The following is a 25,970-nucleotide window of genomic DNA, read 5'->3' on the forward strand; positions in this document are numbered from 1 at the left end:
CAGTGCCGACCTGGCCCAACAATCCCTAACTAGAACCTGTTGCAGTTTTGCGGGCCGCACCCTAGGGTCGAGGCGTGCGGACACCAGTCACCGAACTATTCGGCATCGAGTATCCGATCTTCGCGTTCAGTCACTGCCGCGACGTGGTCGCCGCGGTGAGCCGCGCCGGCGGCATGGGCGTGCTCGGCGCGCTGTACTTCACCCCCGAAGAGCTCGAACTGGAGCTCAGGTGGATCGACGAGCACGTCGGCGGCAAGCCGTACGGCGTGGACGTGGTCATGCCCGCCAAGTACGAGGGCGCCGACCTCGGCGACGCCGACGAGCTGCTCGGCAAGCTCCAGGGGATGATCCCGGCCGAGCACCGGGAGTTCCTGGAGAACCTGCTGGCCGAGCACGGCGTGGAGCCGTCCACCGAGACCGCCAACCGGGCGCTGCTGGGCTGGACCGACCAGACCGCGCGCCCGCAGGTCGAGGTGGCGCTCAAGCACCCGATCGCGCTGCTGGCCAACGCGCTGGGCCCGCCGCCCGCCGACGTGGTCGAGCTGGCCCACCGGCACGGCGTGAAGGTGGCGGGCCTCGCCTCCACCGCCCGGCACGCGCGCAAGCAGGTGGACGTCGGCGTGGACATCATCGTCGCGCAAGGCACCGAGGCGGGCGGCCACACCGGCGAGGTGTCCACGATGGTGCTGATCCCCGAGGTGGTGGACGCGGTCGGGCCGGAGACCGTCGTGCTGGCGGCCGGCGGCATCGGGCGCGGGCGGCAGATGGCGGCGGGCATGGCACTGGGCGCCGACGGCGTCTGGACCGGCTCGATCTGGCTGACGGTCGACGAGGCCGACACCCCCGAGCGCGCCCTGCCCAAGCTGCTGAAGGCGACCTCGCGCGACACCGTGCGCTCGCGCGCGTGGACGGGCAAGCCCGCGCGGTTCCTCAAGACGGCGTGGACCGAGGCGTGGGAGAGCGAGAAGTCGCCCGGCTACCTGCCGATGCCGATGCAGTTCATGCTGGTGGCCGACGCGCTGCCGCGCATCGCGCGGTCCGGCGACGGCGAGCTGGTGACCTTCCCGGTCGGGCAGATCGTCGGGTCGATGAACCAGGTGAAGCCCGCCGCGCAGGTCGTCTACGACCTGATCGAGGAGTACGTGGAGGCGGTCGAGCGCCTCAACACGATCACTGAAGCGGACTAGCGGCGGCTCGGACGGCCCGCGAGCGGGGCCCCGCGCCAGGGGCCCCGCTCCCGGAGGTCGTCGCCCGCGTCAGAAGCGGGTCAGCCAGGACAGGACGCGGCCGAGCAGGTAGTACACGACGGCCGCGATGCTCCAGTTGATGTAGAGCTGCTGGTCGGGCTCGGGCCGGGTGAACACGTCGTGGAACGGCGTGGCGAGCCAGCTCCCGGCGTCCAGCGTGGCGTCCACCAGCGTGTTGGCGGGATTGGCGCCGCCCCAGGTCAGCAACATTCCCAGGACGAGGATCAGCGCGGCGGCCCAGCCGGCGGCCAGGAACATCATGCTGATCGGGTTGGGCCTGCTGCGCCGCCACCGGCGGGGCCGGCGCTCCACCACCGTCGGGCCCGGGGCGGGCGCGACCGGCGCGGGCGCGGCGGGCGCGACCTTCGTCTCGGTCGCCGCCGCGGTCGAGGCGCGGCGGCGGTTCCTCAAGATGTGCACGGCCATGGCCTGTCACTCCTCTGCTCCGCGTTCGCGCCCCGGGTATGCCGCGAGCCGATCACCGCAAACCCCGGCCCCTTTTCGGTCAGTCCTTAATGCGGGTCATGGTGGCCTTGTAACCGCCGCCGCCGGGGTAGACCCACCCGCCCGTCAGCGAGTCGCCGTCGGCGGCGAGGGTGCCCCGGAAGTAGGCGGGGGAGCCCTTCTCCATCCCCCAGATGGTGAGGGTGTCGCCCTCCAGCTCGTACACGTAGTCGAGGGTGTCGCCGTCGCCGCCGTAGTAGCGGGACTTGATGTCGGCGCTGGGCTCCTCGCTGCCGAACGTGCGCTCCCGGCCGATCACCTCCAGGCCCTTGATCCGGTGCCCGTCCTGCTCCAGATCGACGTCCTGGAGCAGGAAGAAGCCGCCCTCCATCCAGCGGTAGGTGATGGTCCCCTCGGCCCCGCCGGTGACCTTCCAGGTGCCGGTGATCCGGCCCAGGGCGCGCAGGGCGGTGTCGTTGGCGGCGGTCTCGTTCATGGCGTTTCCTCTCTCGATGCGGACACCCATGTGACTGCGCCGCGCCGGAAAAGGAATCGGTCCCCGGGAAAACTTCTCAGAGCCCGAATGCGGCCAGCAGCTCGGGCCCGAAGGTGGTGATCTCAGCGATCAGCCCGTCCTCGATCCGCAACACGTCCACGTTGACGGGCATGAACTCCGTCTCGCCGTCCCGCCGTAGGTAGTTGACCACGGCGGGCTGCCGGTTGGCCCACGTCGGCACCGAGCGCCACTCGCCCCACGCGCCGTCGCCGGACAGGACCGGTTCCCACATCGCGAGGATCGCGTCGCGGCCGAGGTAGGAGCGGGCGATGGGCGGCATCGTCTGCCGGGCGTCCTCGCGCAGCAGCGCCGCGAGGCCCGCCAGGTCGTTGCGCTCGCTGGCCTCCACGTACCGGCGCACGACGGCGCGCGCCTCGGCGTCGCCGTTCGCGGCCCAGTCCGAGCGCCGCTCCGGCAGGTGTTCGCGCAGAGTGGCCCGCGCCCGTTGCAGGGCGCTCTTGAGGGCGGGGACGGTCATCTCCAGCGCGCCCGCCGCGTCGTCGGCGGGCCAGCCGAGCACGTCGCGCAGGATGAGGACGGCCCGCTGCTTGGGCGGCAGGTGCTGCACGGCGGCGAGGAAGGCCAGCTCGACGGTCTCCTTGGCGATGGCGGCGGCGTCCGGCTCCTCGACCAGGTCGAGCACGCGGTCGGGGAAGGGCTCCAGCCAGGTGACCTCGGCCATGGGCGTGCCGGCGGCCACGACCTCGCGCCGGGCCGGGCCGTTCAGGGCGTCCAGGCAGGCGTTGGTGGCGATCTTGTAGAGCCAGGCGCGGAGCGGGGCGCGCCCCTCGAAGGTCTCGCGCCGCCGCCAGGCGCGCAGCAACGTCTCCTGCACCAGGTCCTCGGCGTCGGTGAACGAGCCGAGCATCCGGTAGCAGTGCACGCGCAACTCGTGCCGGTACCGCTCGGCCTGCTCCGCGAACGCCGTCCCGTCCACCATGCGGCGAGCCTAACGGCAGAGATCAACTCTTGACAGCGCGACCGCTTTTCCCCTGTAATGTGCACCGTGCTGTGGAGCGTTTCCCGCCAAGAGCAAGGGGCCGGCGGGATAGCGGCCGGCACCGTATTCGCTGGGGATGATGACGTGGCTATGACGTTCACGGGCACCGCCTGACCTAAGCGCGCCGTCCCCGCGCCCCGGCGGTAGCCGAAGCACCGCCCCCCCTTTTTTCTCCCGGTATGACCGCGCCCGCGCAGGGCCGCCGACGGCATCGCATCGCACGCCCTTCTTCTTTCTCTCACCGCGCCCCGCGCGGATCTCACCCATGCCTGGAGACCACACGTATGCCCAATGACTTCAACACGTCCATCATCGAGGAGTTCCGCGCCAACGACGGCCGGATGAGCGGCCCGTTCGAGGGGGCCCGCCTGCTGCTGCTGACCACGAAGGGCGCGCGCTCGGGCCGTCCCCACACCACCCCGCTCGGCTACCTGCCCGACGGTGACCGCGAGCTGGTCATCGCGTCGGCCGGGGGCTCGCCCCGCAACCCGGCCTGGTTCCACAACCTGCGCGCGAACCCGCGCGTGACCGTGGAGAACGGCGCGTTCATCTACGAGGCGGACGCGGTGGTGCTGGAGGGCGCCGAACGCGACGCGGCCTTCGCCCGCGCGGTAGAGGCCGAGCCGGGCTGGGCCGACTACCAGGCGGGCACGTCCCGGACGATCCCGGTGGTGGCGCTGGTCGCGGTCCCCGGCCCGCCGAACCTGGGCGGCCGCCCGATGGGCGACGGCCTGAAGGCGATCCACGACGGCTACCGGCACGAGCTGGGGATCATCCGCAAGGAGCTGGCCGCCGCGGGCCCGCGCCTGGGCGCGCAGCTGCGCGTCAACTGCCTGACGATGTGCCAGGGCCTGACGGTGCACCACCAGGCCGAGGACGGCGGCATCTTCCCGGCGGTGGCGAAGGCGCGCCCGGAGCTGGCCGAGGCGATGGCCCGGATGACCCGCGAGCACGAGGTCGTCGCGGCCCTGCTGGCGGAGATCCAGACCCTCGTCAAGGCGGAGGACACGCCCCCGGCGACCCTGCTGGCGGAGTTCGACCGCCTGACGACGGACCTGGAGGCGCACCTGACCTACGAGGAGGACCAACTGGTCCCCCTACTGAACGACCTGTTCAGCTGACGGCCGCGGGGTTGATCCCGAGGGAACTCCCTCGGGATCAATCGCCCTGCTGGACCCGGTCGATCCGGTCGATCGTGATCCGTTCGTCCTGGATGACGTACATCACGCGGTAAGGGCCGACGCGCAGTCGCCGGTACTCGCCCCAGGGGAACGACTCCGCCGGAAAGGGATCCTCGGCCAAGCGCTCTATGGCCTGGCCGATCTCCTTGATGCCGAGCTGGTCCCGCATGAACCGCCTGGCGGTGCGGATCGCCTCGGGCGACCACGTGATGGTCACTGGGCGCGGCCCAGCAGCAGTTCCATCGCCTCGTCATGGGACAGCTCGCCGGGCCGCCCGGCGGCTTCCCACTCCTGGTAAGCCTGCCCCGCCGCGTGCGCCTCGGCCTCGTCAAGGGCCTCGGGGGCGGCGGCCTTCTCCAGGGCGCGCAGGCGGCGCAGGTCGTGCAGCGGCACCACGGCGGCGGTCTCGCCGCCCAGGTGGATGACCTCGTACGGCTCGGTCGCCGCGTCCACGGAGGTCTGCTCGATCGGTTCGGCGCTCATGAGGGAAGGGTACCCGCGCGGGACGCGAGGTCACCTGCGTTACCCGGGGGTCACCTGCCCTTGAAGGCGGCGGGGCGCTTCTCCTTGAACGCCTTCGAGCCCTCCTTCGCGTCCTCCGAGCCGATGACCGGCCAGCCGATCTCGTCGGAGATCTTCAGGGCCTCCTCCTCGGCGAGGTGTTGCGTCTCGCGGTAGGTGCGCAGGATCGCCTGCACCGCCAGCGGGCCGCACTCGGCGATCTGGTCGGCCAGCTCGCGGGCCGCCGCCAGGGCCGTGCCCGGCGGGACCACCTTGTTGATCAGGCCCATCGCCAGCGCCTCCTGCGGGGACACCGAGCGGGCCGTCAGCAGGATGTCCATCGCGTTCGCGTAGCCGATCTGGCGGGGCAGGCGGATCGCGCAGCCGCCCATCGGGAACAGGCCCCGCTTCGCCTCGTACAGGCCGAGGGTCGCGTCCTCGGCGACCACGCGCAGGTCTGTGCCGACCAGCAGTTCCGTGCCGCCCGCCACCGCGTAACCCTCGATCGCGCAGATCAGCGGCTTGGTCGGCTGGCCCTCGCGCAGCAGGCCCTTCCAGTGGAAGTTCGGGATCTGCCGCATCCGCTCCTGCACCTCGGGGTCGGACGGGGGCGTGCCCATCGCCTTGAGGTCCGCGCCCGCGCAGAACTGGCCGTCGGCCCCGGTCAGGATCCCCACCCGCACCTCGGGCGTCTCCGACATGTACGCCCACGCCCCGGCCAGGCCGACGAGCATCGCCGAGCTGAGCGCGTTGCGGGCCTCCGGGCGGTTCATCGTCACGACGACGACGTGGCCGTCCCGCTCGACGGTGCAGTGCTCGGTGCTGATCGGCAACCGTTCGGCCATCGGTTCCTCCGGAGTGCGTGGGGTGAAACGAGAACCGATTCTAGTTGTGAGCGGGCTTTGCCGACAGGTCTTGCCCGACAAAACGAGAACGTGATCTACTTTCACCGCTGGGCACCCGGGTGTGACGGTGCTCACTGACCATGCGATCACCGAGGGGAGATCCGATGGGGTCGTTGGGCTTCTGGCGGCTGGCGCAGGCCGATCCCGAGTGGATCGCCGCCGTCGACCCGGACGGGACCGAGTTCACCGCCGGGGACCTGCTCGCGCGGGCCAACCGGCTGGTGCACGGGCTGCGCGCCCTGGGGCTGGAGAAGGGCGACGGCGTCTGCGGCCTGGTCCCCAACGGGCACGAGGGCCTGGTGCTCTACCTGGCCGCGCTCCAGGCCGGCTGGTACTACACGCCGATCAACTGGCACCTGACCGGGCCGGAGATCGGCTACATCGTCTCCGACAGCGAGGCCAAGGCGTTCTTCGTCCACGAGCGGTACGGCGAGGAGGGCGCGCGGGCCGCCGACGAGGCCGGGCTGGAGGCGCACCGGCGGTTCGCCTTCGGGAACGTCGAGGGTTTCCGGCCTTACGGGGAGCTGGTGGATGGGCAGCCCGACACGCTGCCCGACGACCGCAGCAACGGCGCCACCATGCACTACACCTCCGGCACGACGGGCCGCCCCAAGGGCGTCCGGCGCAGGCTCGCGGGCATCGACCCCGACGACAGCGCCGAGCTGATGTCCTTCCTGCTGTCGATGTTCGGCATCCAGCCGGGACGCCCCGCCGGGCAGCCCCCGCAGGCGCACCTGATCACCTCGCCGAACTACCACACGGCCGTCACCCAGTTCGGCGGCACGGCGTTGCAGATGGGGCACACGCTCGTCTACGTCGACCGGTGGGACGCCGAGGACACGCTCCGGCTGGTCCAGGACTACAAGATCACCAACACGCACATGGTGCCGACGCACTTCAAGCGGCTGCTCGGGCTGCCCGACGAGGTGAAGCAGCGCTACGACGTCTCGTCCATGAAGTGGGCGATCCACGCCGCCGCGCCCTGCCCCGTCCCCATCAAGCAGCGCATGCTCGACTGGTGGGGCGACTGCATCTGGGAGTACTACGCCGCCACCGAGGGCGGCGGCACCATCGCCTCCCCGCAGGACTGGCGCGCCCACCCCGGCACCGTCGGCAACGCCTGGCCGATCAGCGAGCTGCTGATCGTGGACGACGACGGGAACGAGGTCCCGGCCGGCGCGCCCGGCACCATCTACATGAAGATGGCCGGCAGCGAGTTCGAGTACAAGGGCGACCGGGGCAAGACCGAGGAGAACCGGCTCAAGGGCTTCTTCACCGTCGGCGACGTCGGCTACCTGACCGGCGACGGCTTCCTGTTCCTGTCCGACCGCAAGTCCGACATGATCATCTCCGGCGGGGCCAACATCTACCCGGCCGAGATCGAGAACGAGATCACCCTGCACCCCAAGGTCGCCGACGTCGCGGTCTTCGGCATCCCCGACGAGGAGTGGGGCGAGCAGATCAAGGCGGTGGTCGAGCCCGCCGAGGGCGTCGCACCCGGCCCGGAGCTCGCCGCCGAGATCCTCGCCGCGCTGGAGGGCCGCCTCGCGAAGATGAAGTGGCCCCGGTCGATCGACTTCATCGAGACCATGCCGCGCGAGCCCAACGGCAAGCTCCTCAAGCGCAAGCTGCGGGACCCTTACTGGAAGGACCGCGACAGTGCGATCTGAGCCCAACCAACCAACCCCGACCGACCTCCCGGCTGATCCGCCCAACCACATCCTGGAGTTCCCCGGCGGCTACACGCGCTCGGTCGGCCCCGTCATCGGCCGCTTCCTCAGCGAGCTGCGCGGCGGCAACCTCGTCGGCGTCCGCACCCGCGAGGGCCGCGTCCTGTTCCCGCCCACCGAGTACGACCCGGACAGCGGCGACGCCATCACCGAGGAGTTCGTCCCGGTCGGCCCCGTCGGCACCGTCACCACCTGGTCCTGGGTCGCCAAGCCGCGCAAGACCCATCCCCTGGACCGCCCCTTCGCCTGGGCGCTGATCCGCCCCGACGGCGCCGACACCGCCGTCCTGCACGCCCTCGACCTCGGCGTCTTCGAGCAGGGCGCCAAGCCGCCGCGCCTCCTCAAGACCGGCATGCGCGTCCGCCCCAAGTGGCGGGTCGAGCGCACCGGCACGATCGGCGACATCGAGTGTTTCCAGCCCGAGGTCACCATGATCAACGCGCCGACCCGGCTGGAGTACCGCCTCCAGGGCGGCCGCGCGCTGGACCGCTTCCTGGAGGGCGTGTCGCAGGGCAAGCTCATCGGCCACAAGTGCGACGTGTGCGGGCAGGTCATCGTCCCGATGAAGGGCCTGTGCCCCAAGGACGGCGTGCCCACCACCCAGGAGGTGGAGCTGCCCGACACCGGCACCGTCACCACCTTCGCGGTCAACAACCTGCCCGACCCGCGCGCGCCCGAGGTGCCGTTCGTGTCGGCCTACATCCTGCTGGACGGCGCGGGCCTGACCATGTTGACGCTGGTCGCGGGCATCCCCGCGGACCAGGTGCGGATGGGGATGCGGGTGAAGGCCGCCTGGAAACCGCGCGAGGAGTGGGGCAAGACCATGGGCAACATCAAGTGGTTCGAGCCGCTCGACGAGCCCGACGTGCCCTTCGACGCGATCAAGGATTACCTATGAGAGACATCGCCGTCGTCGCGTTCGTGCAGTCGCGGCACACCGGGGAGGACACCGGCTCCTCCGAGACCGAGCTGCTGGCCCCCGTCATCACCGAGATCAAGGAGCGCACCGGGCAGAAGCGGTTCGGCTTCACCTGCTCGGGCTCCAACGACTACCTCGTCGGCGCGCCGTTCTCCTTCGTGTCGGCGCTGGACGCCGTCGGCGCGTGGCCGCCGATCTCCGAGAGCCACGTCGAGATGGACGCCGCCTGGGCGCTGTACGAGGCGTGGGTCAAGCTCCAGCACGGCGAGATCGACACCGCGCTGGTCTACGGGTTCGGCAAGACCTCGCAGGGCGACATCGCCGAGATCGCCACCCAGGGCTACGACCCCTACTACCTGGCCCCGCTCGGCGTCGACGGCACGTCGATGGCCGCCCTCCAGGCCCGCGCCTACCTCGACCGGTCCGGCGCGAAGGAGGACGACCTGCGCGCCGTCGCCGCCCGGTCCCGCGCGGCCGGGCGCGACAACCCGTTCGCCCTCCACCTGCCCGACCCCGAGGGCGACGACTACGAGGTCGCGCCGCTGAAGGCCCACGACATCGCGCCCGTCACCGACGGGGCCGCCGCGATCGTCCTCGCGGCCGGGGACAAGGCGCGCGAGTTGTGCGAGCGGCCCGCGTGGATCACCGGCATCGACCACCGCGCCGAGGCCCACTCGCCCGGCGTCCGCGACCTCTCCCGCTCCGCGGCCGCGCGCCTGGCGGGGGAGCGGGCGGGCGCGGCGGGCGTCCAGGTCGCCGAGCTGCACGCCCGGTTCAGCCACGAGGAACTCATCCTGCGCGAGGCCCTCGGCCTCGGCGACGAGGTGACGGTGAACCCCTCCGGCGGCCCGCTGTCGGCCGACCCGGTGATGGCGACGGGCCTGATCCGCATCGGCGAGGCCGCCGCCCGGATCAGCGACGGCACGGCCGACCGCGCGCTCGCCCACGCGACCTCCGGGCCGTGCCTCCAGCAGAACCTCGTCTGCGTCCTCTCGGGAGCCACCCATGGGTAACCCCTGCGCGATCATCGGCGTCGGACAGACGGTCTACAAGACCAAGCGCCTCGACGTGTCCATGGCCGGACTGCTGCGCGAGGCCGCGCAGAAGGCCCTGGACGACGCCGCGCTCACCTGGCGCGACATCGACGCCGTCGTCATCGGCAAGGCCCCCGACCTGTTCGAGGGCGTCATGGCGCCGGAGGCCTATCTCGCCGACGCGCTCGGCGCGAGCGGCAAGCCGATCATGCGGGTGCACACCGCCGGGTCGGTCGGCGGGTCCACCGCGATCGTCGCGGCGAGCCTCATCCAGAGCGGCGTGCACAAGCGCGTGCTGACCGTCGCGTGGGAGAAGCAGTCGGAGTCGAACGCCACCTGGGCGCTCACGGTCAACACGCCGTTCTCCACCTCGCTGGTCGTCGGCGCGGGCGGCTACTTCGCCCCGCACATCCGCGCCTACATGCGCCGCTCCGGCGCGCCCGACCACATCGGCACGCTGGTGGCGGTCAAGGACCGGCAGAACGCGCTGAAGAACCCGTACGCGCACCTGCGCATCCCGGGCATCTCGCGCGAGATGGTGGAGTCCACGCCGATGCTCTGGGAGCCGATCCGCTACCTGGAGACCTGCCCGTCCTCCGACGGCGCGTGCGCGATGGTGCTGGCCTCCGAGGACGCCGCCAAGCAGGCCCCCAACAAGCCCGCCTGGGTGCACGGCACCGCGATGCGCTCCGAGCCGATCTTCTTCGCCGGGCGCGACACCGTGAACCCGCAGGGCGGCAAGGACGCGGCCGCCGACGTGTACCGGCAGGCCGGGATCGCCGACCCGCGCCGCGAACTGGACGTCGCCGAGGTGTACGTGCCGTTCTCCTGGTACGAGCCGATGTGGCTGGAGAACCTCGGCTTCTGCGGCGAGGGCGAGGGCTGGAAGCTCACCGAGGCGGGCGCGACCGCCCTGGACGGCGACATCCCCTGGAACGCCTCGGGCGGGGTGTTGTCGTCCAACCCGATCGGCGCGTCCGGCATGATCCGCTTCGCCGAGGCGGCCCTCCAGGTGCGCGGCCTGGCCGGGGAGCACCAGGTGGACGGCGCGCGCCGCGCCCTCGGCCACGCCTACGGCGGCGGCGCCCAGTTCTTCGCGATGTGGATCGTCGGCAGCGACAAGCCGTAACCTCCCGGAGGCCCCCCGATGGAGTTCAACCACGCCGACCTGTTCGAGGGCATCGCCGACGCGATCGGGGACCGCGTCGCGGTGGTGTGCGGCGCGAGCCGCCTGACCTACGCCGAGCTGGACGCGCACGCCAACCGGCTGGCCCACCACCTGGCCTCGGCCGGGGTGGGGCCGGGGCAGCACGTGGCGATCCAGCTCTACAACGGCGTCGAGTACGTCGCCGCGATCCTGGCCGCCCTCAAGATCCGCGCCGTGCCGATCAACGTGAACTACCGGTACGTCGAGAGCGAGCTGCTGTACCTGTACCGCGACTCCGACAGCGTCGCGCTGCTGTACGACACCGAGTTCGACGACCGCGTCGCCAGCGCCGCCCCGCAGGTCCCCGCGCTCCGGCACCTGATCGCGGTGGGCGGCGCGACCACCGTCCCCGGCGCGGTCGCCTACGAGGACGCGCTGCGCGACCAGCCCGACACGCGCGGCTTCCCGGCGCGCTCGGGCGAGGACACCTACATCATCTACACCGGCGGCACGACCGGGATGCCCAAGGGCGTCATGTGGACGGTGCACCGGCTGCTGTTCGCGTTCTGGAACCCGACGCTGCCGCGCCCCGACCGGCCCGAGGACGTCGTGCGCATGGCCGCCGAGTCCGGCCCGCTGGTGATGATGCCGGTCGCGCCGCTGATGCACGGCGCGGCGCAGATGGCGACGTTCGTGGCGTGGGCCATGGGCGCGACGCTGGTCTACACGCGCAAGTTCGACGCCGCCGAGGTGTGGCGCACGATCGAGCGCGAGAAGGTCAACTCCCTCACCATCACCGGCGACGCGATGGCGATCCCGATGGCCGACGAGCTGGCGCGCGGCGGCTACGACACCTCCTCGCTGTTCGCCTACGTCTCCACCGGCGCGATCCTGACCGGCACGGTCCGCGACCGCATCCAGGCGCTGCTGCCGCACGCGATGGTGCTGGACCGGTTCGGGTCCACCGAGTCGGGCTCGACCGCCGCCGCCGTCGCGGGCTCCAGCCCGGAGAAGGGCCTGCGGTTCGCCCCCGACGTGGAGAACGTGACGGTGCTGGACGACGCGCTGCGCCCCGTCCAACCCGGCTCCGGCGTGCTCGGCCAGGTGGCGCGCAGCGGCTACATCGCCAGCGGCTACTACAACGACCCGGAGAAGACCGCCCGCACCTTCCCCGAGGTGGACGGCAAGCGCTGGCTGCTGACCGGCGACATCGCCACCGTGGAGGAGGACGGCTCGATCGCCGTCTACGGGCGCGGCTCGCAGACCATCAACACCGGCGGCGAGAAGGTCTTCCCCGAGGAGGTCGAGGCCGTCCTGAAGGGGCACCCGGGCGTGTACGACGCGGTCGTCACCGGCATCCCCGACGAGCGGTGGGGCAACCGCGTGGCCGCCGTCGTGCAGCCCACCGGCGAGAAGCCGGACCCCGAGGACCTGGACGCGCACTGCCGCAAGGAGCTGTCGGGCTACAAGGTGCCGCGCGCCTACGCGTTCGTGGCGGAGATGAAGCGCTCCCCGGCGGGCAAGGCCGACTACCGGTGGGCCAAGCGGGTCGCGGAGGACGCCGCCTCCTGAGTGAGGCTTTGTTGGCCCCGGGGCCTTGTGGGTCCCGGGGCCGGTCAGGACCGTTGTTAGCGGCCCTAACAAAAAACCATTTTACGGCCCCCGCGACGTCGTCGAGCCGTCCGGTCCGCCGCACGCGCTAGGCTCTCCGGTACAGAGTGGTTGAAATGACGACCTCTCTTCTGTGGAGACTCAGCGGGCGGGAGGCGGCGTGGCGACGGCGCAGGAGCGCGCGGCGATGGTGGCGGAGCTGCGGCTGGCGGTCCAGCGCAGCACCATGTACACGGTGCTGCTGCACCACGCCACCGCGACCAGGGCCGGGCTCAACGTCACCGACGCGCAGGCCCTGAACGCGCTGTCGCTGGACGGCCCGCAGACGCCCGGCGGGCTGGCCCGGCTGATGGGCATCACCACCGGCGGCGCGATCACCGCCGTGATCGACCGGCTGGAGAAGGCCGGGTACGTGCGGCGCTCGCGCGACGCCGACGACCGCCGCCGCGTGATCATCGAGGTGGTGCCGGAGGCGCTGGCGCGCTTCGGCTCCTACTTCGAGCCGGTCGGCGCGTCGTTCGACGACCGGGTGAGCGCCTACAGCGACGGCGAGCTGGCGTTCCTGCGGCGCTGGATCGACGACACCAACGCCGACATGCCGCGCGTGATCGAACGCGTCCGCGACCTGCCCTAGCCCGCGCGCCGCCCAGGTCTCAGGAGACCAGGCGGCCGCGCAGCAGGTCCATCAGCGTCGCCTGGATCTCGGCCCGGTCGCGCTCGGGCTGCAACGTGCGCCACTCCAGCGCGACCGTCAGCACCATCCCGAACACCGCCGACGCGCCCACCTCCACGTCCAGGTCGGGCCGCAGCCGCCCGGCCGCCACCGCCTCGCGCAACACCCCGGCCAGCACCCCGATCGCGCGCTCGCGGATCAGCCCGGCGGCGTGCTGCCAGTCGCCGCCCGACCGCCACGCCTCGGCGATCAGCAGCCGCGCGAACGACTCGTGCTCGCCGATGAACGCCAGCTCCGCGCCCACCACCGCCTCCAGCGCGGTCAGCGGCTCCTGCCCGTCGGCGGCCTCGCGCAGCGTCGCGGCGAACCGCTCGATGCCGTACTCCAGCAGCGCCGAGAACAGCGCCGCCTTGCTGCCGAAGTTGTAGTAGACCGTGCCCTTGGCGACCCCGGCGCGCTCGGCGATCTGGTCCACGGTGGTCGCGGCGAACCCGCGCTCGGCGATCAGCTCGATCGCCGCGGTGAACAGCCGCTCCCGCGTCGCCGTCCGGCCCACTGCCACGCCCCTCACAGTCTCAGCGCGGGGTGCAGCCGCTTCATCGTCCACACCCGGTTCCGCCGGACGGCGAGGGCGGAGAGCGCCAGGCCCCCGGCCAGGAACGCCGCCAGCACCGCACCACCCTGCCACACCACGGCGAGGTCGCCGCCGCTGATCAGCCGACGCGCCCCGTCCACCACCCACGACATGGGCAGGAACGGGCGGATCGCCTGGAAGAAGCCGGGGCTGGTCTCGATCGGGTAGGTCCCGGCCGCCGAGGTGAGCTGCAACATCAGCAGCGCCAGCGCGATCACCCGGCCGACCGGCCCGAACCGCGCGTTGACCCACTGCACCAGCGCCATGAACGCCGCCGACGCCAGCACCAGGAACGCGACCAGCCCCGCCCAGTGCTCGGCCTCCAGGCCGAGCGCGAAGCGCAGCACCGCCAGCACCACCAGCACCTGGCCCGCGCCGATCACCGCCGCCGGGAGCCATCCGGCCAGCGCGACCCGCCAGCCCGGCGCGGTGCTGCCCTGGGCGCGCGGGTTGATCGGCCGCAACATCATGTAGGCGAACATCGCGCCCACCCACAGGGCCAGCGGCACGAAGAACGGCGCGAAGCCGGTCCCGTAGTTGGGGACCTCGTTGTCGGTGGAGCTGGCCAGCTTCACCGGGCCGCTCATCATGTCGGCGCGCGCGCCGCGCTCGTCGTCGCCGTAGTCGGGCACCTGCTTGACGCCCTCGTCCAGGCCGGTGGCGAGCTTGCCGCTGCCGTCGGAGATCTGGAGCAGCGCGGTCTCCAGGGTGACCGAGCCGTCGGCGAGCTTGCCGAGGCCGGTCTGGAGCCGCCCCGCGCCGCCCTGCAACGTCACCAGGCCGTCGGTCAGCTTCGCCGACCCGGCCAGGATCTTGCCGGTCCCGGCGTCGATCTGCTGCGCCCCGGCGTTGAGGCGGTTGACGTCGCGGCGGGCCTGGGCGATCTTGGCGGCCAGCGTCGGCGCCTCCTCGGCGACGCGACGGGCGGCCTTCTCGACCCGGCGGGCGTCGGCGGCGACCTTGCGCAGGTCGGCGGTGTGCGCGCGGACGTAGCGGTCCACCTGCCGCGCCACGTCCACCACCTGGTCGGCGGAGCGCAGCAGGTCCTGCCGGACGTTCGCCGGGATCTCCGGGTGCGCGGCCAGGTGGGCGCGCAGCCCGGCCCTGGCGGACTCGGCGCGCTGGACGGCCTGCCGGGTCTGCGCGGGCAGCCCGCCCGCGCCGTCGGCGAGCGCGTCGGCCCCGCGCGCGACCAGCAGGGCGGCCTCGCGGATCTGCGGGGCGTTCTCGCGCAGCACCGGGAGCAGGGTGCCGCTCGCCTGATTGACGAACGCCGACAACTTCTGCGTCCCGGCGGCGACCTGGCGGGTGCCGTCGTGCAGCGTGTCCAGGCTGGTGGTGATCTTTCCGCTGCCCGCGTGGGCCTCGTCCAGGCCGCCCTTGAGCCGGCCCGCGCCGGTCTTGGCCTCGCCCGCGCCCTTGGCCAGCTCGCCCGCGCCGTCGTGCGCCTTGCCGGACCCGTCGGCGAGCTTGCCCGCGCCCTTGGCGGCCTCGTCGAGCTTGCCGTGCAGCTTGCCGAACGACACGAAGATCTGGTCGAAGTAGCCCCGCACGGCCTTGCCGCTGGCCGCCGTGCTCACCTCCTTGAACGCCGCCTGCGCGACGGTGCCCACCACGTAGTTGTTGGAGTCGTTCATCTGGAGCTTGAGCCCGGCGGGGGAGGGGGTGCCGTCGCCGGACGGGGAGGCGATGCGCGCGCTGAAGTCGGACGGGATCGTGAGCGCCATGTAGTAGCGGCCCTCGCGCACGCCCCGGTCGGCGGTCTCGGCGCTGACGGTGCGCCAGTCGAAGACCTTGCGCTTCTTCAGCTCGTCGGCCAGGTCCGCGCCCGCGTGGACCTCCTTGCCGTCGGCCTTGGCGGGCTTGTCCTCCACGACGAGGGCGACGGGGATGTGGCTGAGCTTGCCGTAGGGGTCCCAGAACGACCACAGGTAGAGGCCGGCGTAGAGCAGGGGGAGCAGGACCAGCCCGGCGAGGGCGATCCTGGTCAGCCGGTTGCGCTGGAAGCGGCGCAGCTCCAGGCCGCCCGTCGTCAGGGCGGGAAGTCTCATCGGGGTTCCTCCTCGGCGGGAGTGGTGCTGGGGGCGTCGCTGAGGGCGGCGCGGGGGTCGGGCAGCTCGACGCGCTGCGCGAGCCCGTCGGCGGGCGCGGAGTCGTGGCAGGTGGCCAGGACGGTGACGCCGGAGTCGGCGATGGCGCGGAGCCGCTGCCACAGTGCGCGCTGCCGGTCGAGGGGCAGGCCCTCGTCCACGTCGTCCAGCATGAGCACGCCGGGACGGCCGACCAGGCCGAGGGCCGCGCCGAGGAGCTGGGCTTGGTCGGGGTCCAGTTCTTCGGCGAGGGCCTTGGGGTCCAGGTCGCCGAGCCCGACCTCGTCCAGCGCGCGCCGGATGCGCGCGGACCGGCCGCGCCACCGGCCGAACACGCCCTCCCGCAGGTCCAGGGCCTCGCTGACGTGCTCGCGCACGCTGAGCGCCGGGTCCAGGTCGGTCACGCCGGTGACCGCGCCGAGCGCGGTGACGCGCTGCACGGCCCGCAGGTCGGCGGGCAGGGCGAGGTCGCCGACGGTCGCGGTGCCGGAGGTGGGTTTCATGCGGCCGCTGAGGGACAGGAGAAGGGCGGTGCGGCCCGACCCGGCGATGCCGGTGAGGGCGACGAGCCCGCCCGCCGGGACGTCCAGCGCCACGTCGCGGAACACCCAGCCGCGCGCCCCGCGCAACGACAGGCCCTCGGCCCGCACGGGCAGGGCCCGCGTGGGCGGGGCGTGTTCGGACGGGGCCTGCTCCGACGGGGTCTGCTCGGCCGGGGCCCGATCGGACGGCGCGGCGTCGGGAGCGGCCTGGCGGCCGTCGGCGGGGGGTTCGGAGGTCGGCACGCTTCCTCGCAGAATTTGAACTGACCGGTCAGTTCAAATTTAGCCGCGCGCCCGGCCGCCGTCACCCGTCACCCGGGTGACCTCGACCACGTCGCCCCGTCCAGGCCCGGGTCGCCCTATTGGACTATCCGTCCGACATGGCAGACTCTCCGCATGACGACCGACTCCACGCGCCCGGCCCGCCGCCTGGCCACGCTGCTGGGCACCATGGGCACGCTGCACTTCCTGGTGCCGCGCCCGTTCGACGCGATCGTGCCCGAGCAGATCCCCGGTTCGGCCCGCACCTGGACCTACGCCAGCGGGGTCGCCGAGTTGACGCTGGCCGCGGCCGTCGCCCTGCCGCGGACCCGCCGGAAGGGGGCGCTGGCCGCCGCCGCGCTGTTCGTGGCCGTCTACCCCGCCAACCTCAAGATGGCCTACGACTGGCGACGCCGCGCGCTGCCGCTGCGCGCCGCCGCCTACGGGCGGCTGCCGTTCCAGGCCCCGCTGATCGCCTACGCGCTGAAGGTGGCCCGCTCGGCCCGCCCGGCGGCGACGCCCCCCGCGTGACCGGCCTCCGGCCCGCCCCCCGCACCAGGGGCGGGCCGGAGAGAACGTGCCCGGTCAGGGCCCCAGGCGCAGGTCGTGGCCGCTGGGCGTGGCGAGCACCTGGTACTTGCCGGACAGTCCCAGCGCGGCCGAGCACCGGACGTCGGCGGTCAGGCGCTGGAAGCTCGCCCCGGTCAGCGCGAGCTGCGCGTGGGGGTTGTAGGCGACGGGGCGGTTCGCGTTCGTCCGGTTGAACCAGTTGAAGTACGCCGGCGTGGTCGTGGTCAGGCCGTAGTCGCACGTCAGGCTGGGAATCCCCAGGCCGGGGAGGGTCATCACGACCCGGAGGACAAGGCCGGGGGAGGGGGCCGGGAGGGCGATGAGCCCGTCCCTGCCACCGGCGACCGGGCTGTACTGGCCGCCCGTCGTGCCGAACGCGCCGAGGGCGTTGAGGGTGGTGGTCCCGCCCTTGTTGTTGAGGCAGGTCATGGAGAACGACGAGAAGCTCCACCCGCCCAGGCCCGAGACGGCGGCGTCGAACTGCGATGTGCCGCACGCGTGCACCAGCGCGAAGGCGCTCGGGGTGGCCAGCGTGGGGTTGGCGATGCTGGTGCCGTGGGCGGTGCCCGCGTACACGCCGCCGACGGTGTCGTCGTAGAAGTAACCGGGGGCGGCGTGCGCCGCGGTCGCCCCCGCGACGAGCAGGGCGGCGGAGCCGAGGAGGGACAGGGCGGTCCTGCCGGGCGTTCGCATGCTTCCTCGCTTGGGTGGGAGGAGGAGCGGGGTTCGCAAGACCGCCGGACCGGGCCCGCGCCGCCCGGCGGGGGCGGGCGGCGCGGGCCGGGTCGGGGCGGCGGCTACTTGCGCTTGGCCTTGGCGGCCTTCGCCGCGGCCTTGGCCTTCGCCTTGAACGCGGCCACCTGCGACTTGTTCAGCGCCTGGCCGGTGTAGCCCTGGTTGGTGCTGTAGAAGTCGAAGATCGCGGTGTTGGTGCCCGCCTTGGCCGGAAGCCCGGCGCGGAAGTCGGCGATCGGGTTCAGCAGCCCGAAGGGGCCGCAGCCCGAGGACTTGGGCACCGCGAAGGCGTTGTCCACCAGCCGGCCGCCGAGCACCATCGGGTTGTCGGGCAGCGGCTCGGCCACCACGCCGCTGATCGGCTTGTTGGGCGGCGGCGGGTTGGTGGTGCCCCACGTCAGGTTGAGCGTGAGCGGCTTGGCGTCGGTGCCGATGTAGCAGGTGTCGCCGAGCAGCGGGTTGATCGTCTTGATCTTGAGCTTCAGCCGGTAGATGGTCCCCGGCGAGTCCGGCGGCACGAACTCGAAGTCCCCGGCCAGCTGCGGCTGGGCGTGGATCTGGAGCAGCGGCAGGAAGTCCGAGCCGGGGATGCCGAGCACCCCGCCGTCCACCTTGACCGGCGCGCCCTTCAGCGGCCCGGAGATGAGCTTGGGCTCGAAGGTCTCGGGGTCGTAGCCGGTGGCGTAGGTCAGCTTCATCGGCGCGATGATCTTCTGGTCGATCTTGCCGAGCTGCAGCGTGCCGCCGTGGATGACCACCACGGTGCACAGCCAGTACTCCGGCGGCGCGCCGTCGGGGATCTTCGGGCAGTCGTCGAAGTTCACCTCGGGCGGCAGCGGGGCTGCGGCGCGGGCGGGGGCCGCGGCGGACGCGGTGGCGGCGGGCGCGGCGGCCAGGGCGAGCGCGGCCGCGCCCGCGGTGAGGGCCGTGCCGAGCGACCGGACGGCCCTGCGGCCGCCCTTCGGTGCTGTCATCAAGGGTCTCCAGAGGGGTCGAGGTCCGCACGGGCGCCGGGGCGGCCGTGCGGACCGGGATGGTGCGGGGCCGCCCGCGCCGGGGCGCGGGCGGCGGCGGGGATCGGGGGACGGCTGGGCCGGTCGCCCGGCCGGTCAGCGGGCCCGGGTCAGCGGGCCGGGATCTGGTCGTAGGTCCGGTTCGACACGTACTGCTTGAAGATCGCGGTGTTGCGGCCGGCCGCCGAGGGCAGCCCGGCGTACTTGTCCACCGCCCAGTTCAGCGGGCCGAGGCCGAGGCCGCAGCCGCTGGAGCGCGGCACGGCGAAGGCGTTGTCCACCACGGTCGTCTTGATGACCGGCGGGTCGTCCGACACCACCTCCGGCGGCGAGCCCTCGATCGGCTTGTTCGGGGGCGGCGGGTTGGTGGCGGTGATGCCGAGGTTCAGCCTGATGGGGTTGCTGTTGGACCCGATGTGGCAGTCGCCGCCCAGCAGCGGGTTCTGCACGTTCACCTTGAGGGCGAGCTGGATCTTGCCGCCGTCGAGGTTGAAGCTCCCGGCGTACTTGGGCTGGGCGTAGACCGCCGTGACGAACGGGTCGCCGAACAGGCCCGGCTGCACCAGGAACTTGCTGGCCTTGAGCGAGCCGAACCGCACCTGCGACTCGCCGGTGACCGGGTCGAAGCCGTTGGCGTAGGTGATGGTGATCGGCGAGGTGATGGTCTGGTTGATGCTGCCGAGCTGGAAGGTGCCGCCGTAGGTGACGGCGACGCTGCACAGCCAGAACTCCCGGACCGCGTCCGCGGGCAGCTTGGGGCAGTCGGCGAAGCTGAAGGAGGGCAGCGGCTCGGCCGCGGCGGGCGGGGCGGCCACCGCGGTGAGCAGGCCGGCGCCGAGGGCCAGGCCGCCCGTGGCGCCGAGGGCGCGGCGGCGGATCGAGGATGTCATACGGGACGCTCCGGGAGGTTCGGTTCGATCACGGCGGGCCGCCGCGCCCGAGCGGGTGCGGCGGCCCTTGGGGTGGGGACCGGCTGGCCGGGGGTGCGGCCGGCCGGGGGGCGGATCAGCTCCGGATCAGCTCCGGATCAGGGGCCGATCCGCAGCCGGTGGCCGCTCGGCTGAGCGGTGATCTGGAACTTGCCGTTGGCCGCGACCGAGGCCGGGCAGCGGGCGTCGGTGCCGAGGCGCTGGAGCGACTGCCCCGTCAGGGTGCCCTGCGAGTTGGGGTTGGCCGGCACCGGCTTGTTGGCGTTGGCCGGGTTGTACAGGCTGATCGTCAGCGGGGTGGCGGTGGTCAGGCCGTAGTTGCAGGTCAGCGACGGGATGCCGACGCTGGGCAGGGTCAGCACCGCCTTGACGTTGACGGCGGGGTTGGGGGCGGCGATGTTGATGGTGCCGTCGCGGCCGCCGGCGACCGGGCCGTAGTTCACGGTGGCGCCCGAGTACGGCAGGCCCAGGGCGGTGACGGTGGTGGTGCCGCCCATGTTGTTGGTGCAGCTCGTCAGGGAGACGCCGGTGAGGCTGCCTCCGGTGCCGTTGGACAGGACGCTGGCGTCGAGCTGGCCGTTGGTGCAGGTGGTCAGCATGAAGCCCAGCGAGCTGGAGCCGCTCAGGGTGACGTTGCCGCCGATGTTGTTGGCGCGCACGTTGCCGCTGTAGGCGGTGCCGGTGTTGTCGTCGTAGATGGTGACCGCCGCCATGGCGGCCGTGGCGGTGCTGAAGAGAAGCGCGGAGGTGCCGAGGACGGGGAGTGCGATCCGGCCGAGCTTTCTCATGTTCCCTCGCTTTTCGGGGTGGAGAGGGGGGATGCCGTGTCCGCCGTCCGGTCCGGGCCCTGAACCGGAAATGGTGTTCGCGGCACTCGGACAGAACCATGAATGACGGCGTTCATCAAGGAAGCGCTACTCGCCAGTAGCGAGGCTGCGGGTTTTGGAGATAGGAATCGGGCCGGTCATGGTGACCGAATATGAGGGTCGAACGGGTGTGATAGCCGTCACTCTCGGTGGACCGCCGACGCGTGATCGCAGGGTGGGTGTGTCAAGCGTCACGTCAGTGGTCACTGACTGGGTGGTCATTTGGGACAGGTTCCACGCTGTCCGCATCCGGCCATGATCGGATAGCGCGCGCGGCGGGGTCAGTTCGGTGGTTCGGGCTTCATCAGGAAGAACGCCGGTGGGCGGGCGGTGGCGGTCAGCAGGTCCGATGGTCCGCGGGAGGGGCCGCGCGCCCTCGCGGGCCGGGGGCCAAGCCCGTGGCGGCGGGGCCGGAAGCGGTGTCCGGACGGGTCGATCGCCGGAGTCAGGACGGCGGGACGGCGTTTTTCGGCTTTCCCCGCCGCTCCACCGGCCGCCGGGAACTGCTCACCGGCGTATAGGAAACCCGTTGATGTTTCACATTCGGTGCGCGGCGGGTGCCGAAATCCGGCTCCCGCCGCCGGGCCGCCGCGCCGCGATTTCAGGCCGGGGGCGTCGCGTCCGGGCCCCAGCGGTCCGGGTCCGGCACCGCGAACGCGGCCAGCAGCCCGTTCAGCAGGTGCGGCAGTTCGGCGGTCTCGCCGCGCCGGATGCGCGTGTAGGCGACCTCGTAGATGCCGCCCACCATCGTCTCGGCCAGCAGGCCCGGCTCGGGGTAGTGCGGGAAGGTCTCGCGCATGTTGACCTCGACGAGCTGGGCGAACGCTTGCTTGGCCCGGTCCCGGCGGGCGGCCGCCACGGGTCCGGCCGCCAGGCACTCCACGATGAAGGTGCGCGCCGCCAGCGGCTCGGCGGCCAGGAAGTCCAGGAACGCCGACAGCCCCGCGCGCAGCCGCCCGAGCACCTCGCCCTCTTCCTGGTAGGCGGTGGTGACGTGTTCCATGAGGCGTTCCACCATCACGTCATAAGCCCGGAGAAAGGCGTCCTCTTTGTTCTTGAAATGGACGTAGAAAGTGGCGCGGGAAACACCGGCGCGGGCGATGATGGTATCGACGGTGAGTTGCGCGTAGCCGACTTTCCCGGCCACTTCCATGACGGCCGACAGAATGCGCGCTATCTGGTGCTGGGCCACGTAGTCGCGCGGCAGGCTGTGCCGCCCCGACGGCAGCCGCTCCCGGTCGGACGGCCCTCCGGGCGGTCCCCCGCCCTGCCCTCCGCCTGGTCCCCCGCCCTGTGCCACGCGGTGTCCTCCGGCATGCGCGCGTCTCCCGTTCCGTGATCCTCTCACGCCGGAGCGGCACCGTCAGCGGACGGCGATGACGGCCGAGCCGTGCCCGAACAGCCCCTGGTTGACGGCGATGCCCGCTTGTGCGTTCGTGACCTGGCGGCCCTCGGCCCGTCCCCTGAGCTGCCACGTCAGCTCGCAGACCTGCGCGATCGCCTGCGCCGGGATCGCCTCGCCGAACGAGGCCAGCCCGCCGGAGGGGTTCACCGGGCAGCCCCGCCCCGGCGGGACGACCCCCCGGTACCCGCCGGAAGCCCCGCCCAGCGCCGTCGCGCCGGAACGGAGCAGCTCCTCCGCGCCGCCGGGCTCGCACAGGCCGATGTCCTCGTACCAGTCCAGCTCCAGCGCGGTGGACAGGTCGTACACCTCCGCCAGCGACAGGTCCTCGGGGCCGATTCCGGCCTCCTCGTACGCCGCGTGCGCGATCGCCGACCGGAACGGGCGTGTTTCCCCAACCAACCGACCCCGACCTACCTCCTCGGCGGGCTCGGGCACCGTCATGGCCGAGTCGGTGGCGAAGTCCGGCAGGTCCAGCACCGTCTTGGGGAACGTCGGCGTCACCGTGGACAGCGCCGGGATGCGCACCGGTGCGCTGATCCCGTGCCTGCGCGCGAACTCCATCGACGTCAGCACCAGCGCCGCGCCGCCGTCGCTGGTCGCGCAGATGTCCAGCAGCCGCAGCGGGTCGGCGACCACGGCGGACTCGCGCACGTCCTCCGCCGTCACCTCCTTGCGGTAGCGGGCGTTGGGGTTGGCCAGGCCGTGCCGGGCGTTCTTCACCTTCACGGCGGCGAAGTCGTCCAGCGTCGCGCCGTGCACCGCCATGCGCCGCCGCGCGTACAGCGCGAAGTAGATCGGGTTGGTCGCGCCCAGCAGGCGGAACCGCAACCAGTCGGGGTCGTCGGGCCGGTCCCCGCCGACCGGCTTGAAGAACCCCTTGGGCGCGGCGTCCGCGCCGACCACCAGCGCCACGTCGCACAGGCCCGCCAGGATGCGCGCGCGGGCGTTGTCGATGGCCTGCGCGCCGGACGCGCAGGCGGCGTAGCAGCTCGACACCCGCGCGCCCGACCAGCCCAGCGCCTGCGCGAACGTCGCGCCCGCGATGAAGCCCGGGTAGCCGTTGCGGATGGTGTCGGCCCCCGCGACGTACTGGACGTCGTTCCACGCCAGCCCGGCGTCGGCGAGCGCGGCGCGGGCCGCCGCGAGCCCGTACTCGACGAAGTTGCGGCCCCACTTGCCCCACGGGTGCATCCCGGCCCCGAGAACGGCGATGTCCCTGCTCACGAGATCGGCCTCCACATCCACACCGTGTACGCGGTCTCGTCGTCCTCGTACAGGACGCCCTCGGTCAGCTCGACCGCCATCCCGACCGCCAGGCCGTCCACGCCCACACCCGGCACGACCTGCCCGAGCACCACCATGCGCTCGGCCTCCAGCTCCACCGCCGCGACGGTGTAGGGCACGAACGGGTCTGGCGACACGTACGGCGGCGGCGGCTTGTACCGCGAGTCGGCGTAGGACCAGACCGTGCCGCGCCCGGAGAAGGCGTACTCGGCCAGCTCCGACCCGTCCTTGGGGCCGGTGCAGCCGGGGTTGCGGCAGGCCAGCTCGTTGCGGGGGAAGTAGGGGGTGCCGCAGGAGGCGCAGCGGGTGCCCAGCAGCCGCACGGCCCCGTCCTCGGCGGTGTACCAGCCCTCGATCGCCGGACGCCGCTGTTTGGTCGTGCCCACGCACCCTCCCTGACTCGGCGGTCTCCGGGGCGCAGCTTACCAACCAAGCGCACGCTCAAATAGTGCGGGCGGGCCCCGCCTTCGCGCGGCGCGGCATCCCGGCCGCCGCGACGAGCCCGATCCCCAGCAGCGCCAGCACGTACAGGCCCGTCCCGGTCCAGTGGCCGCGCTCGTAGGCGATCCCGCCCGCCGACCCGCCGATGCTGCTGCCCAGGTAGTACGCGAGCAGGTACAGCGCCGACGCCTGCGCCCGCGCGGTGGACGCGCGCAGCCCGACCCAGCCGCTGGCGACCGCGTGCACCGCGAAGAACCCGCAGGTGAACAGCAACAACCCGGCCGCCACCAGCGGCAACGACGCGGGCAGCGTCAGCAGCAGCCCGGCCGCGCCGAGGCCCGTCGCGCCCAGCAGCACCGGGCGGCGGCCGACGCGGTCGGCCAGCGCTCCGGCGCGGGCGGAGGCGAAGGAGCCCGCCAGGTTCGTCACGGCGATCAGCCCGACGACGGCCTGCGGCAGGTGGAAGGGCGCCTCCAACAGCCGGTAGGTCATGAAGTTGTAGACGGTAACGAAGCCCGCCATTGCCACCAAGGCCGTCAGGTACAGCCGCCGCAGTCCGGGGTCGGCGAGGTGGGTGAGCAGCGGCCGGTAGTTCACGCGGGACGGCGTGAAGAAGCGCGAGGGCGGCAGCAGCACCCAGAACGCGACCGTGAAGCCGAGCGCGACCAGCGCCGTCACCGCCAGCGCCCACCGCCAGCCCGCCAGGTCGGTGGTCACCGACGGCACGACCCGGCCCAGCACGCCGCCGATGCCGGTCCCGGCGACGTAGCGGCCCATCGCGCCGCCCAGGTGCTCGCGGCGCACCTCGTCGGCGAGGTAGGCCATCGCGACGGCGGGCACCCCGGCCAGCGCCAGCCCCTGCACGGCGCGCACCGCCGCGAGCATCCCGAACGTCGTGCACAGCGGGATCAGCAGCCCGACCAGCGCGGACGCCGCCGACGACACCACCATCACGCGGGTGCGCCCGTACCGCTCCGAAAGCGAGCTGACCGGGACGACCGCGAGCGCGACCGCGCCGGTGGCCAGCGAGACCAGCAGGCTGGCCTTCGTGGGGGAGACGCCGAACGCGCCGGACAGCTCCGGCAGCAGCGCCTGCGTGCAGTACAGGGACATGAACGTGGTGAGCCCGGCCGCGAACAGCGCCAGGTTGACGCGGCGCAGGCCGGGCGAGCCCGCGCGGTGCCGTTCGGGGGCCGGACGGTCGGAGGGCGCGGCCTGCGCGGTCGCGGTGGGGGAGGTCGGGGGCATGACGGCCAGGCTGCGCCCACCGGCGGTGATGCGTCCAATGTTCGTTCCCGCGCGAACCGATGCGGTGTATGCATGAAGGCATGGACCTCCAGACCGTGCGCTGGTTCCTGGCCGTGGCCGACCTCGGGCATGTGACCAACGCCGCAGCCGAGTTGCGGGTCTCGCAGCCGGGCCTGTCGCGCGCCGTCGCCCGCCTGGAGCGCGATCTCGGGCACCCGCTGTTCGACCGGGTGGGACGGGGCGTGGTGCTCAGCCCGTACGGCGCGGTGTTCGCCGAGCACGCGCGCCGCCTGGTCGCCGAGGAGGAGGCCGCGCGCCGGGCGCTGGCGCAGGCCGCCGACCCTGAGCGCGGCGAGGTGTCGCTCGCCTTCCTGCACACCCAGGGGCCGTCGTTCGTGCCGGACCTGATCCGCCGGTTCCGCGCCGACCACCCCGGCGTGACGTTCCGGCTGATCCAGGACCGGGCCGGGCCGATCGCGGCGGCCGTCGCCGAGGGCCGCGCCGACCTCGGGATCACCAGCCCGCGCCCGGACGGCCCGGACTTCGGCTGGCGGCCGCTGATCACCGAGCGGCTGAGCCTGGTCGTGCCGTCGGGGCACCGGCTGGCGCACCGCGAACGGGTGCGGCTGGCCGAGGTGGGGGACGAACCGTTCGTGGCGTTCCGGCCGGACACCGGGCTGCGGCCGATCTTCGAGCGGCTGTGCGAGCGGGCGGGCATCCGGCCGCGCATCGCGTTCGAGGGGGAGGAGACGATGACGGTGCGGGGCCTGGTCGCCGCCGGGCTCGGCGTCGCGGTGGTCGCGCCGCAACCGCCGGGCGAGGAGGAGTTCCACGGGGTGCGCCACATCGCCCTGGCCGAGCCGGACGCGGTCCGCGACATCGGCCTGACCTGGTCGGACGCGCGCACCCGGCCGCCGGTGGCCGAGGCGTTCCGGGCGTTCGTGCTGGCCGCCCCACCAGCTAACTGACCCGTCAGTCACTTTCGGTACAGTAAAACCGAGTCT

The 25,970-nt window shown here is 72.7% G+C and carries 27 protein-coding genes; 10 read left to right on the plus strand and 17 right to left on the minus strand.

Annotated features, from left to right (window positions below):
* Positions 1–74: 74 nt before the first annotated feature.
* Positions 75–1,187: an NAD(P)H-dependent flavin oxidoreductase gene (locus tag AH6_RS28950; protein WP_067486113.1), complete on the plus strand. Its 1,113-nt coding sequence runs from the start codon at positions 75–77 to the stop codon at positions 1,185–1,187.
* Positions 1,188–1,256: 69 nt separating this feature from the next.
* On the opposite strand, the gene AH6_RS28955 is transcribed toward AH6_RS28950, so the two are convergent.
* The 3 genes from AH6_RS28955 to AH6_RS28965 form a co-directional block, all read right to left on the minus strand.
* On the minus strand, positions 1,257–1,673 hold the full coding sequence (locus AH6_RS28955; protein WP_067486115.1) for a hypothetical protein: 417 nt from the start codon (positions 1,671–1,673) through the stop codon (positions 1,257–1,259).
* A gap of 79 nt (positions 1,674–1,752) precedes the next feature.
* Positions 1,753–2,187, minus strand: coding sequence for a hypothetical protein (locus AH6_RS28960; protein WP_157431787.1), 435 nt, complete (start codon positions 2,185–2,187; stop codon positions 1,753–1,755).
* A gap of 76 nt (positions 2,188–2,263) precedes the next feature.
* Positions 2,264–3,187 (minus strand): RNA polymerase subunit sigma-70, encoded by a 924-nt coding sequence (locus AH6_RS28965; RefSeq protein WP_067486123.1) that lies wholly within the window; start codon positions 3,185–3,187, stop codon positions 2,264–2,266.
* A gap of 344 nt (positions 3,188–3,531) precedes the next feature.
* On the opposite strand from AH6_RS28965, the gene AH6_RS28970 reads away from it, so the two are divergent.
* Positions 3,532–4,368: a nitroreductase/quinone reductase family protein gene (locus AH6_RS28970; RefSeq protein ID WP_067486125.1), complete on the plus strand. Its 837-nt coding sequence runs from the start codon at positions 3,532–3,534 to the stop codon at positions 4,366–4,368.
* 37 nt (positions 4,369–4,405) lie between these two features.
* Here AH6_RS28970 and AH6_RS28975 read toward each other — a convergent pair whose 3' ends face one another.
* The 3 genes from AH6_RS28975 to AH6_RS28985 are packed head-to-tail and all read right to left on the minus strand — an operon-like array spanning position 4,406 to position 5,774.
* Positions 4,406–4,645, minus strand: coding sequence for a type II toxin-antitoxin system RelE/ParE family toxin (locus AH6_RS28975; protein ID WP_083983571.1), 240 nt, complete (start codon positions 4,643–4,645; stop codon positions 4,406–4,408).
* Positions 4,642–4,911 carry a hypothetical protein gene (locus AH6_RS28980; RefSeq protein WP_067486126.1) on the minus strand — a complete coding sequence of 90 codons (270 nt, stop codon included), beginning with the start codon at positions 4,909–4,911 and terminating at the stop codon, positions 4,642–4,644. The genes AH6_RS28975 and AH6_RS28980 overlap by 4 nt, the downstream gene beginning before the upstream one ends.
* 50 nt (positions 4,912–4,961) lie before the next feature.
* Positions 4,962–5,774, minus strand: a complete 813-nt coding sequence (locus tag AH6_RS28985; RefSeq protein ID WP_067486128.1) for a crotonase/enoyl-CoA hydratase family protein — start codon at positions 5,772–5,774, stop codon at positions 4,962–4,964.
* A 164-nt stretch (positions 5,775–5,938) separates the two neighbouring features.
* On the opposite strand from AH6_RS28985, the gene AH6_RS28990 reads away from it, so the two are divergent.
* The 6 genes from AH6_RS28990 to AH6_RS29015 all read left to right on the plus strand — a co-directional run bounded on the left by AH6_RS28990 (position 5,939) and on the right by AH6_RS29015 (position 12,909).
* The gene (locus tag AH6_RS28990) at positions 5,939–7,504 is read left to right on the plus strand and encodes an acyl-CoA synthetase (RefSeq protein WP_067486131.1); all 1,566 of its coding nucleotides are present in this window, start codon (positions 5,939–5,941) and stop codon (positions 7,502–7,504) included.
* Positions 7,494–8,462 (plus strand): Zn-ribbon domain-containing OB-fold protein, encoded by a 969-nt coding sequence (locus tag AH6_RS28995; RefSeq protein ID WP_083983572.1) that lies wholly within the window; start codon positions 7,494–7,496, stop codon positions 8,460–8,462. Before AH6_RS28990 ends, AH6_RS28995 begins: the two co-directional genes overlap by 11 nt.
* Entirely contained in the window at positions 8,459–9,496 is a 1,038-nt protein-coding gene (locus AH6_RS29000; protein ID WP_067486133.1) for a thiolase family protein, read from the plus strand. The genes AH6_RS28995 and AH6_RS29000 overlap by 4 nt, the downstream gene beginning before the upstream one ends.
* Positions 9,489–10,646, plus strand: coding sequence for a thiolase family protein (locus tag AH6_RS29005; protein WP_067486135.1), 1,158 nt, complete (start codon positions 9,489–9,491; stop codon positions 10,644–10,646). The genes AH6_RS29000 and AH6_RS29005 overlap by 8 nt, the downstream gene beginning before the upstream one ends.
* A gap of 18 nt (positions 10,647–10,664) precedes the next feature.
* A complete protein-coding gene (locus AH6_RS29010) occupies positions 10,665–12,236 on the plus strand; it encodes an acyl-CoA synthetase (protein ID WP_067486137.1) in 1,572 nt (523 codons plus the stop codon).
* 199 nt (positions 12,237–12,435) lie between these two features.
* Complete coding sequence (locus AH6_RS29015; protein WP_067486139.1) at positions 12,436–12,909, plus strand: MarR family winged helix-turn-helix transcriptional regulator; 474 nt, start codon at positions 12,436–12,438, stop codon at positions 12,907–12,909.
* 19 nt (positions 12,910–12,928) lie between these two features.
* On the opposite strand, the gene AH6_RS46125 is transcribed toward AH6_RS29015, so the two are convergent.
* Genes AH6_RS46125 through AH6_RS29030 form a run of 3 tightly spaced genes read right to left on the minus strand, consistent with a single transcriptional unit; the run spans position 12,929 to position 16,457 of the window.
* Positions 12,929–13,504 carry a TetR/AcrR family transcriptional regulator gene (locus AH6_RS46125; RefSeq protein WP_245679519.1) on the minus strand — a complete coding sequence of 192 codons (576 nt, stop codon included), beginning with the start codon at positions 13,502–13,504 and terminating at the stop codon, positions 12,929–12,931.
* Between the two features lie 11 nt (positions 13,505–13,515).
* Positions 13,516–15,633 (minus strand): YhgE/Pip domain-containing protein, encoded by a 2,118-nt coding sequence (locus AH6_RS46130; protein WP_067486143.1) that lies wholly within the window; start codon positions 15,631–15,633, stop codon positions 13,516–13,518.
* Positions 15,630–16,457, minus strand: a complete 828-nt coding sequence (locus AH6_RS29030) for an ATP-binding cassette domain-containing protein (protein WP_245679517.1) — start codon at positions 16,455–16,457, stop codon at positions 15,630–15,632. The genes AH6_RS46130 and AH6_RS29030 overlap by 4 nt, the downstream gene beginning before the upstream one ends.
* Positions 16,458–16,610: 153 nt before the next feature.
* Here AH6_RS29030 and AH6_RS29035 point away from each other — a divergent pair, with 153 nt between their 5' ends.
* Complete coding sequence (locus AH6_RS29035) at positions 16,611–17,006, plus strand: DoxX family protein (protein WP_067486145.1); 396 nt, start codon at positions 16,611–16,613, stop codon at positions 17,004–17,006.
* Between the two features lie 54 nt (positions 17,007–17,060).
* On the opposite strand, the gene AH6_RS29040 is transcribed toward AH6_RS29035, so the two are convergent.
* From AH6_RS29040 to AH6_RS29075, 8 genes are all read right to left on the minus strand, one after another.
* Complete coding sequence (locus AH6_RS29040; RefSeq protein ID WP_067486146.1) at positions 17,061–17,738, minus strand: hypothetical protein; 678 nt, start codon at positions 17,736–17,738, stop codon at positions 17,061–17,063.
* A gap of 104 nt (positions 17,739–17,842) precedes the next feature.
* A complete protein-coding gene (locus AH6_RS29045; RefSeq protein WP_067486147.1) occupies positions 17,843–18,754 on the minus strand; it encodes a hypothetical protein in 912 nt (303 codons plus the stop codon).
* A gap of 149 nt (positions 18,755–18,903) precedes the next feature.
* A complete protein-coding gene (locus tag AH6_RS29050) occupies positions 18,904–19,683 on the minus strand; it encodes a hypothetical protein (RefSeq protein WP_067486148.1) in 780 nt (259 codons plus the stop codon).
* Positions 19,684–19,820: 137 nt separating this feature from the next.
* On the minus strand, positions 19,821–20,510 hold the full coding sequence (locus AH6_RS29055; RefSeq protein WP_067486153.1) for a hypothetical protein: 690 nt from the start codon (positions 20,508–20,510) through the stop codon (positions 19,821–19,823).
* A 679-nt stretch (positions 20,511–21,189) separates the two neighbouring features.
* Entirely contained in the window at positions 21,190–21,888 is a 699-nt protein-coding gene (locus AH6_RS29060; RefSeq protein ID WP_083983573.1) for a TetR/AcrR family transcriptional regulator, read from the minus strand.
* 63 nt (positions 21,889–21,951) lie between these two features.
* Positions 21,952–23,217 carry a lipid-transfer protein gene (locus tag AH6_RS29065; protein ID WP_067486196.1) on the minus strand — a complete coding sequence of 422 codons (1,266 nt, stop codon included), beginning with the start codon at positions 23,215–23,217 and terminating at the stop codon, positions 21,952–21,954.
* Entirely contained in the window at positions 23,214–23,663 is a 450-nt protein-coding gene (locus AH6_RS29070) for a Zn-ribbon domain-containing OB-fold protein (protein WP_218005956.1), read from the minus strand. Before AH6_RS29070 ends, AH6_RS29065 begins: the two co-directional genes overlap by 4 nt.
* A gap of 55 nt (positions 23,664–23,718) precedes the next feature.
* Positions 23,719–24,966, minus strand: a complete 1,248-nt coding sequence (locus tag AH6_RS29075) for an MFS transporter (protein ID WP_067486155.1) — start codon at positions 24,964–24,966, stop codon at positions 23,719–23,721.
* A gap of 80 nt (positions 24,967–25,046) precedes the next feature.
* Here AH6_RS29075 and AH6_RS29080 point away from each other — a divergent pair, with 80 nt between their 5' ends.
* Positions 25,047–25,934, plus strand: coding sequence for a LysR family transcriptional regulator (locus AH6_RS29080; RefSeq protein ID WP_067486157.1), 888 nt, complete (start codon positions 25,047–25,049; stop codon positions 25,932–25,934).
* Positions 25,935–25,970: the final 36 nt, after the last annotated feature.

It is taken from the genome of Actinomadura hibisca NBRC 15177 (assembly GCF_001552635.1).
Taxonomy (GTDB): domain Bacteria; phylum Actinomycetota; class Actinomycetes; order Streptosporangiales; family Streptosporangiaceae; genus Spirillospora; species Spirillospora hibisca.

Coding starts and splice junctions, on each gene's coding strand:
- AH6_RS28955 (WP_067486115.1), bottom strand. CDS start 1,673: ATGGCCGTGCACATCTTGAGGAACCGCCGCCGCGCCTCGACCGCGGCG.
- AH6_RS28960 (WP_157431787.1), bottom strand. CDS start 2,187: ATGAACGAGACCGCCGCCAACGACACCGCCCTGCGCGCCCTGGGCCGG.
- AH6_RS28965 (WP_067486123.1), bottom strand. CDS start 3,187: ATGGTGGACGGGACGGCGTTCGCGGAGCAGGCCGAGCGGTACCGGCAC.
- AH6_RS28970 (WP_067486125.1), top strand. CDS start 3,532: ATGCCCAATGACTTCAACACGTCCATCATCGAGGAGTTCCGCGCCAAC.
- AH6_RS28980 (WP_067486126.1), bottom strand. CDS start 4,911: ATGAGCGCCGAACCGATCGAGCAGACCTCCGTGGACGCGGCGACCGAG.
- AH6_RS28985 (WP_067486128.1), bottom strand. CDS start 5,774: ATGGCCGAACGGTTGCCGATCAGCACCGAGCACTGCACCGTCGAGCGG.
- AH6_RS28990 (WP_067486131.1), top strand. CDS start 5,939: ATGGGGTCGTTGGGCTTCTGGCGGCTGGCGCAGGCCGATCCCGAGTGG.
- AH6_RS29000 (WP_067486133.1), top strand. CDS start 8,459: ATGAGAGACATCGCCGTCGTCGCGTTCGTGCAGTCGCGGCACACCGGG.
- AH6_RS29005 (WP_067486135.1), top strand. CDS start 9,489: ATGGGTAACCCCTGCGCGATCATCGGCGTCGGACAGACGGTCTACAAG.
- AH6_RS29010 (WP_067486137.1), top strand. CDS start 10,665: ATGGAGTTCAACCACGCCGACCTGTTCGAGGGCATCGCCGACGCGATC.
- AH6_RS46130 (WP_067486143.1), bottom strand. CDS start 15,633: ATGAGACTTCCCGCCCTGACGACGGGCGGCCTGGAGCTGCGCCGCTTC.
- AH6_RS29035 (WP_067486145.1), top strand. CDS start 16,611: ATGACGACCGACTCCACGCGCCCGGCCCGCCGCCTGGCCACGCTGCTG.
- AH6_RS29040 (WP_067486146.1), bottom strand. CDS start 17,738: ATGCGAACGCCCGGCAGGACCGCCCTGTCCCTCCTCGGCTCCGCCGCC.
- AH6_RS29045 (WP_067486147.1), bottom strand. CDS start 18,754: ATGACAGCACCGAAGGGCGGCCGCAGGGCCGTCCGGTCGCTCGGCACG.
- AH6_RS29050 (WP_067486148.1), bottom strand. CDS start 19,683: ATGACATCCTCGATCCGCCGCCGCGCCCTCGGCGCCACGGGCGGCCTG.
- AH6_RS29055 (WP_067486153.1), bottom strand. CDS start 20,510: ATGAGAAAGCTCGGCCGGATCGCACTCCCCGTCCTCGGCACCTCCGCG.
- AH6_RS29075 (WP_067486155.1), bottom strand. CDS start 24,966: ATGCCCCCGACCTCCCCCACCGCGACCGCGCAGGCCGCGCCCTCCGAC.
- AH6_RS29080 (WP_067486157.1), top strand. CDS start 25,047: ATGGACCTCCAGACCGTGCGCTGGTTCCTGGCCGTGGCCGACCTCGGG.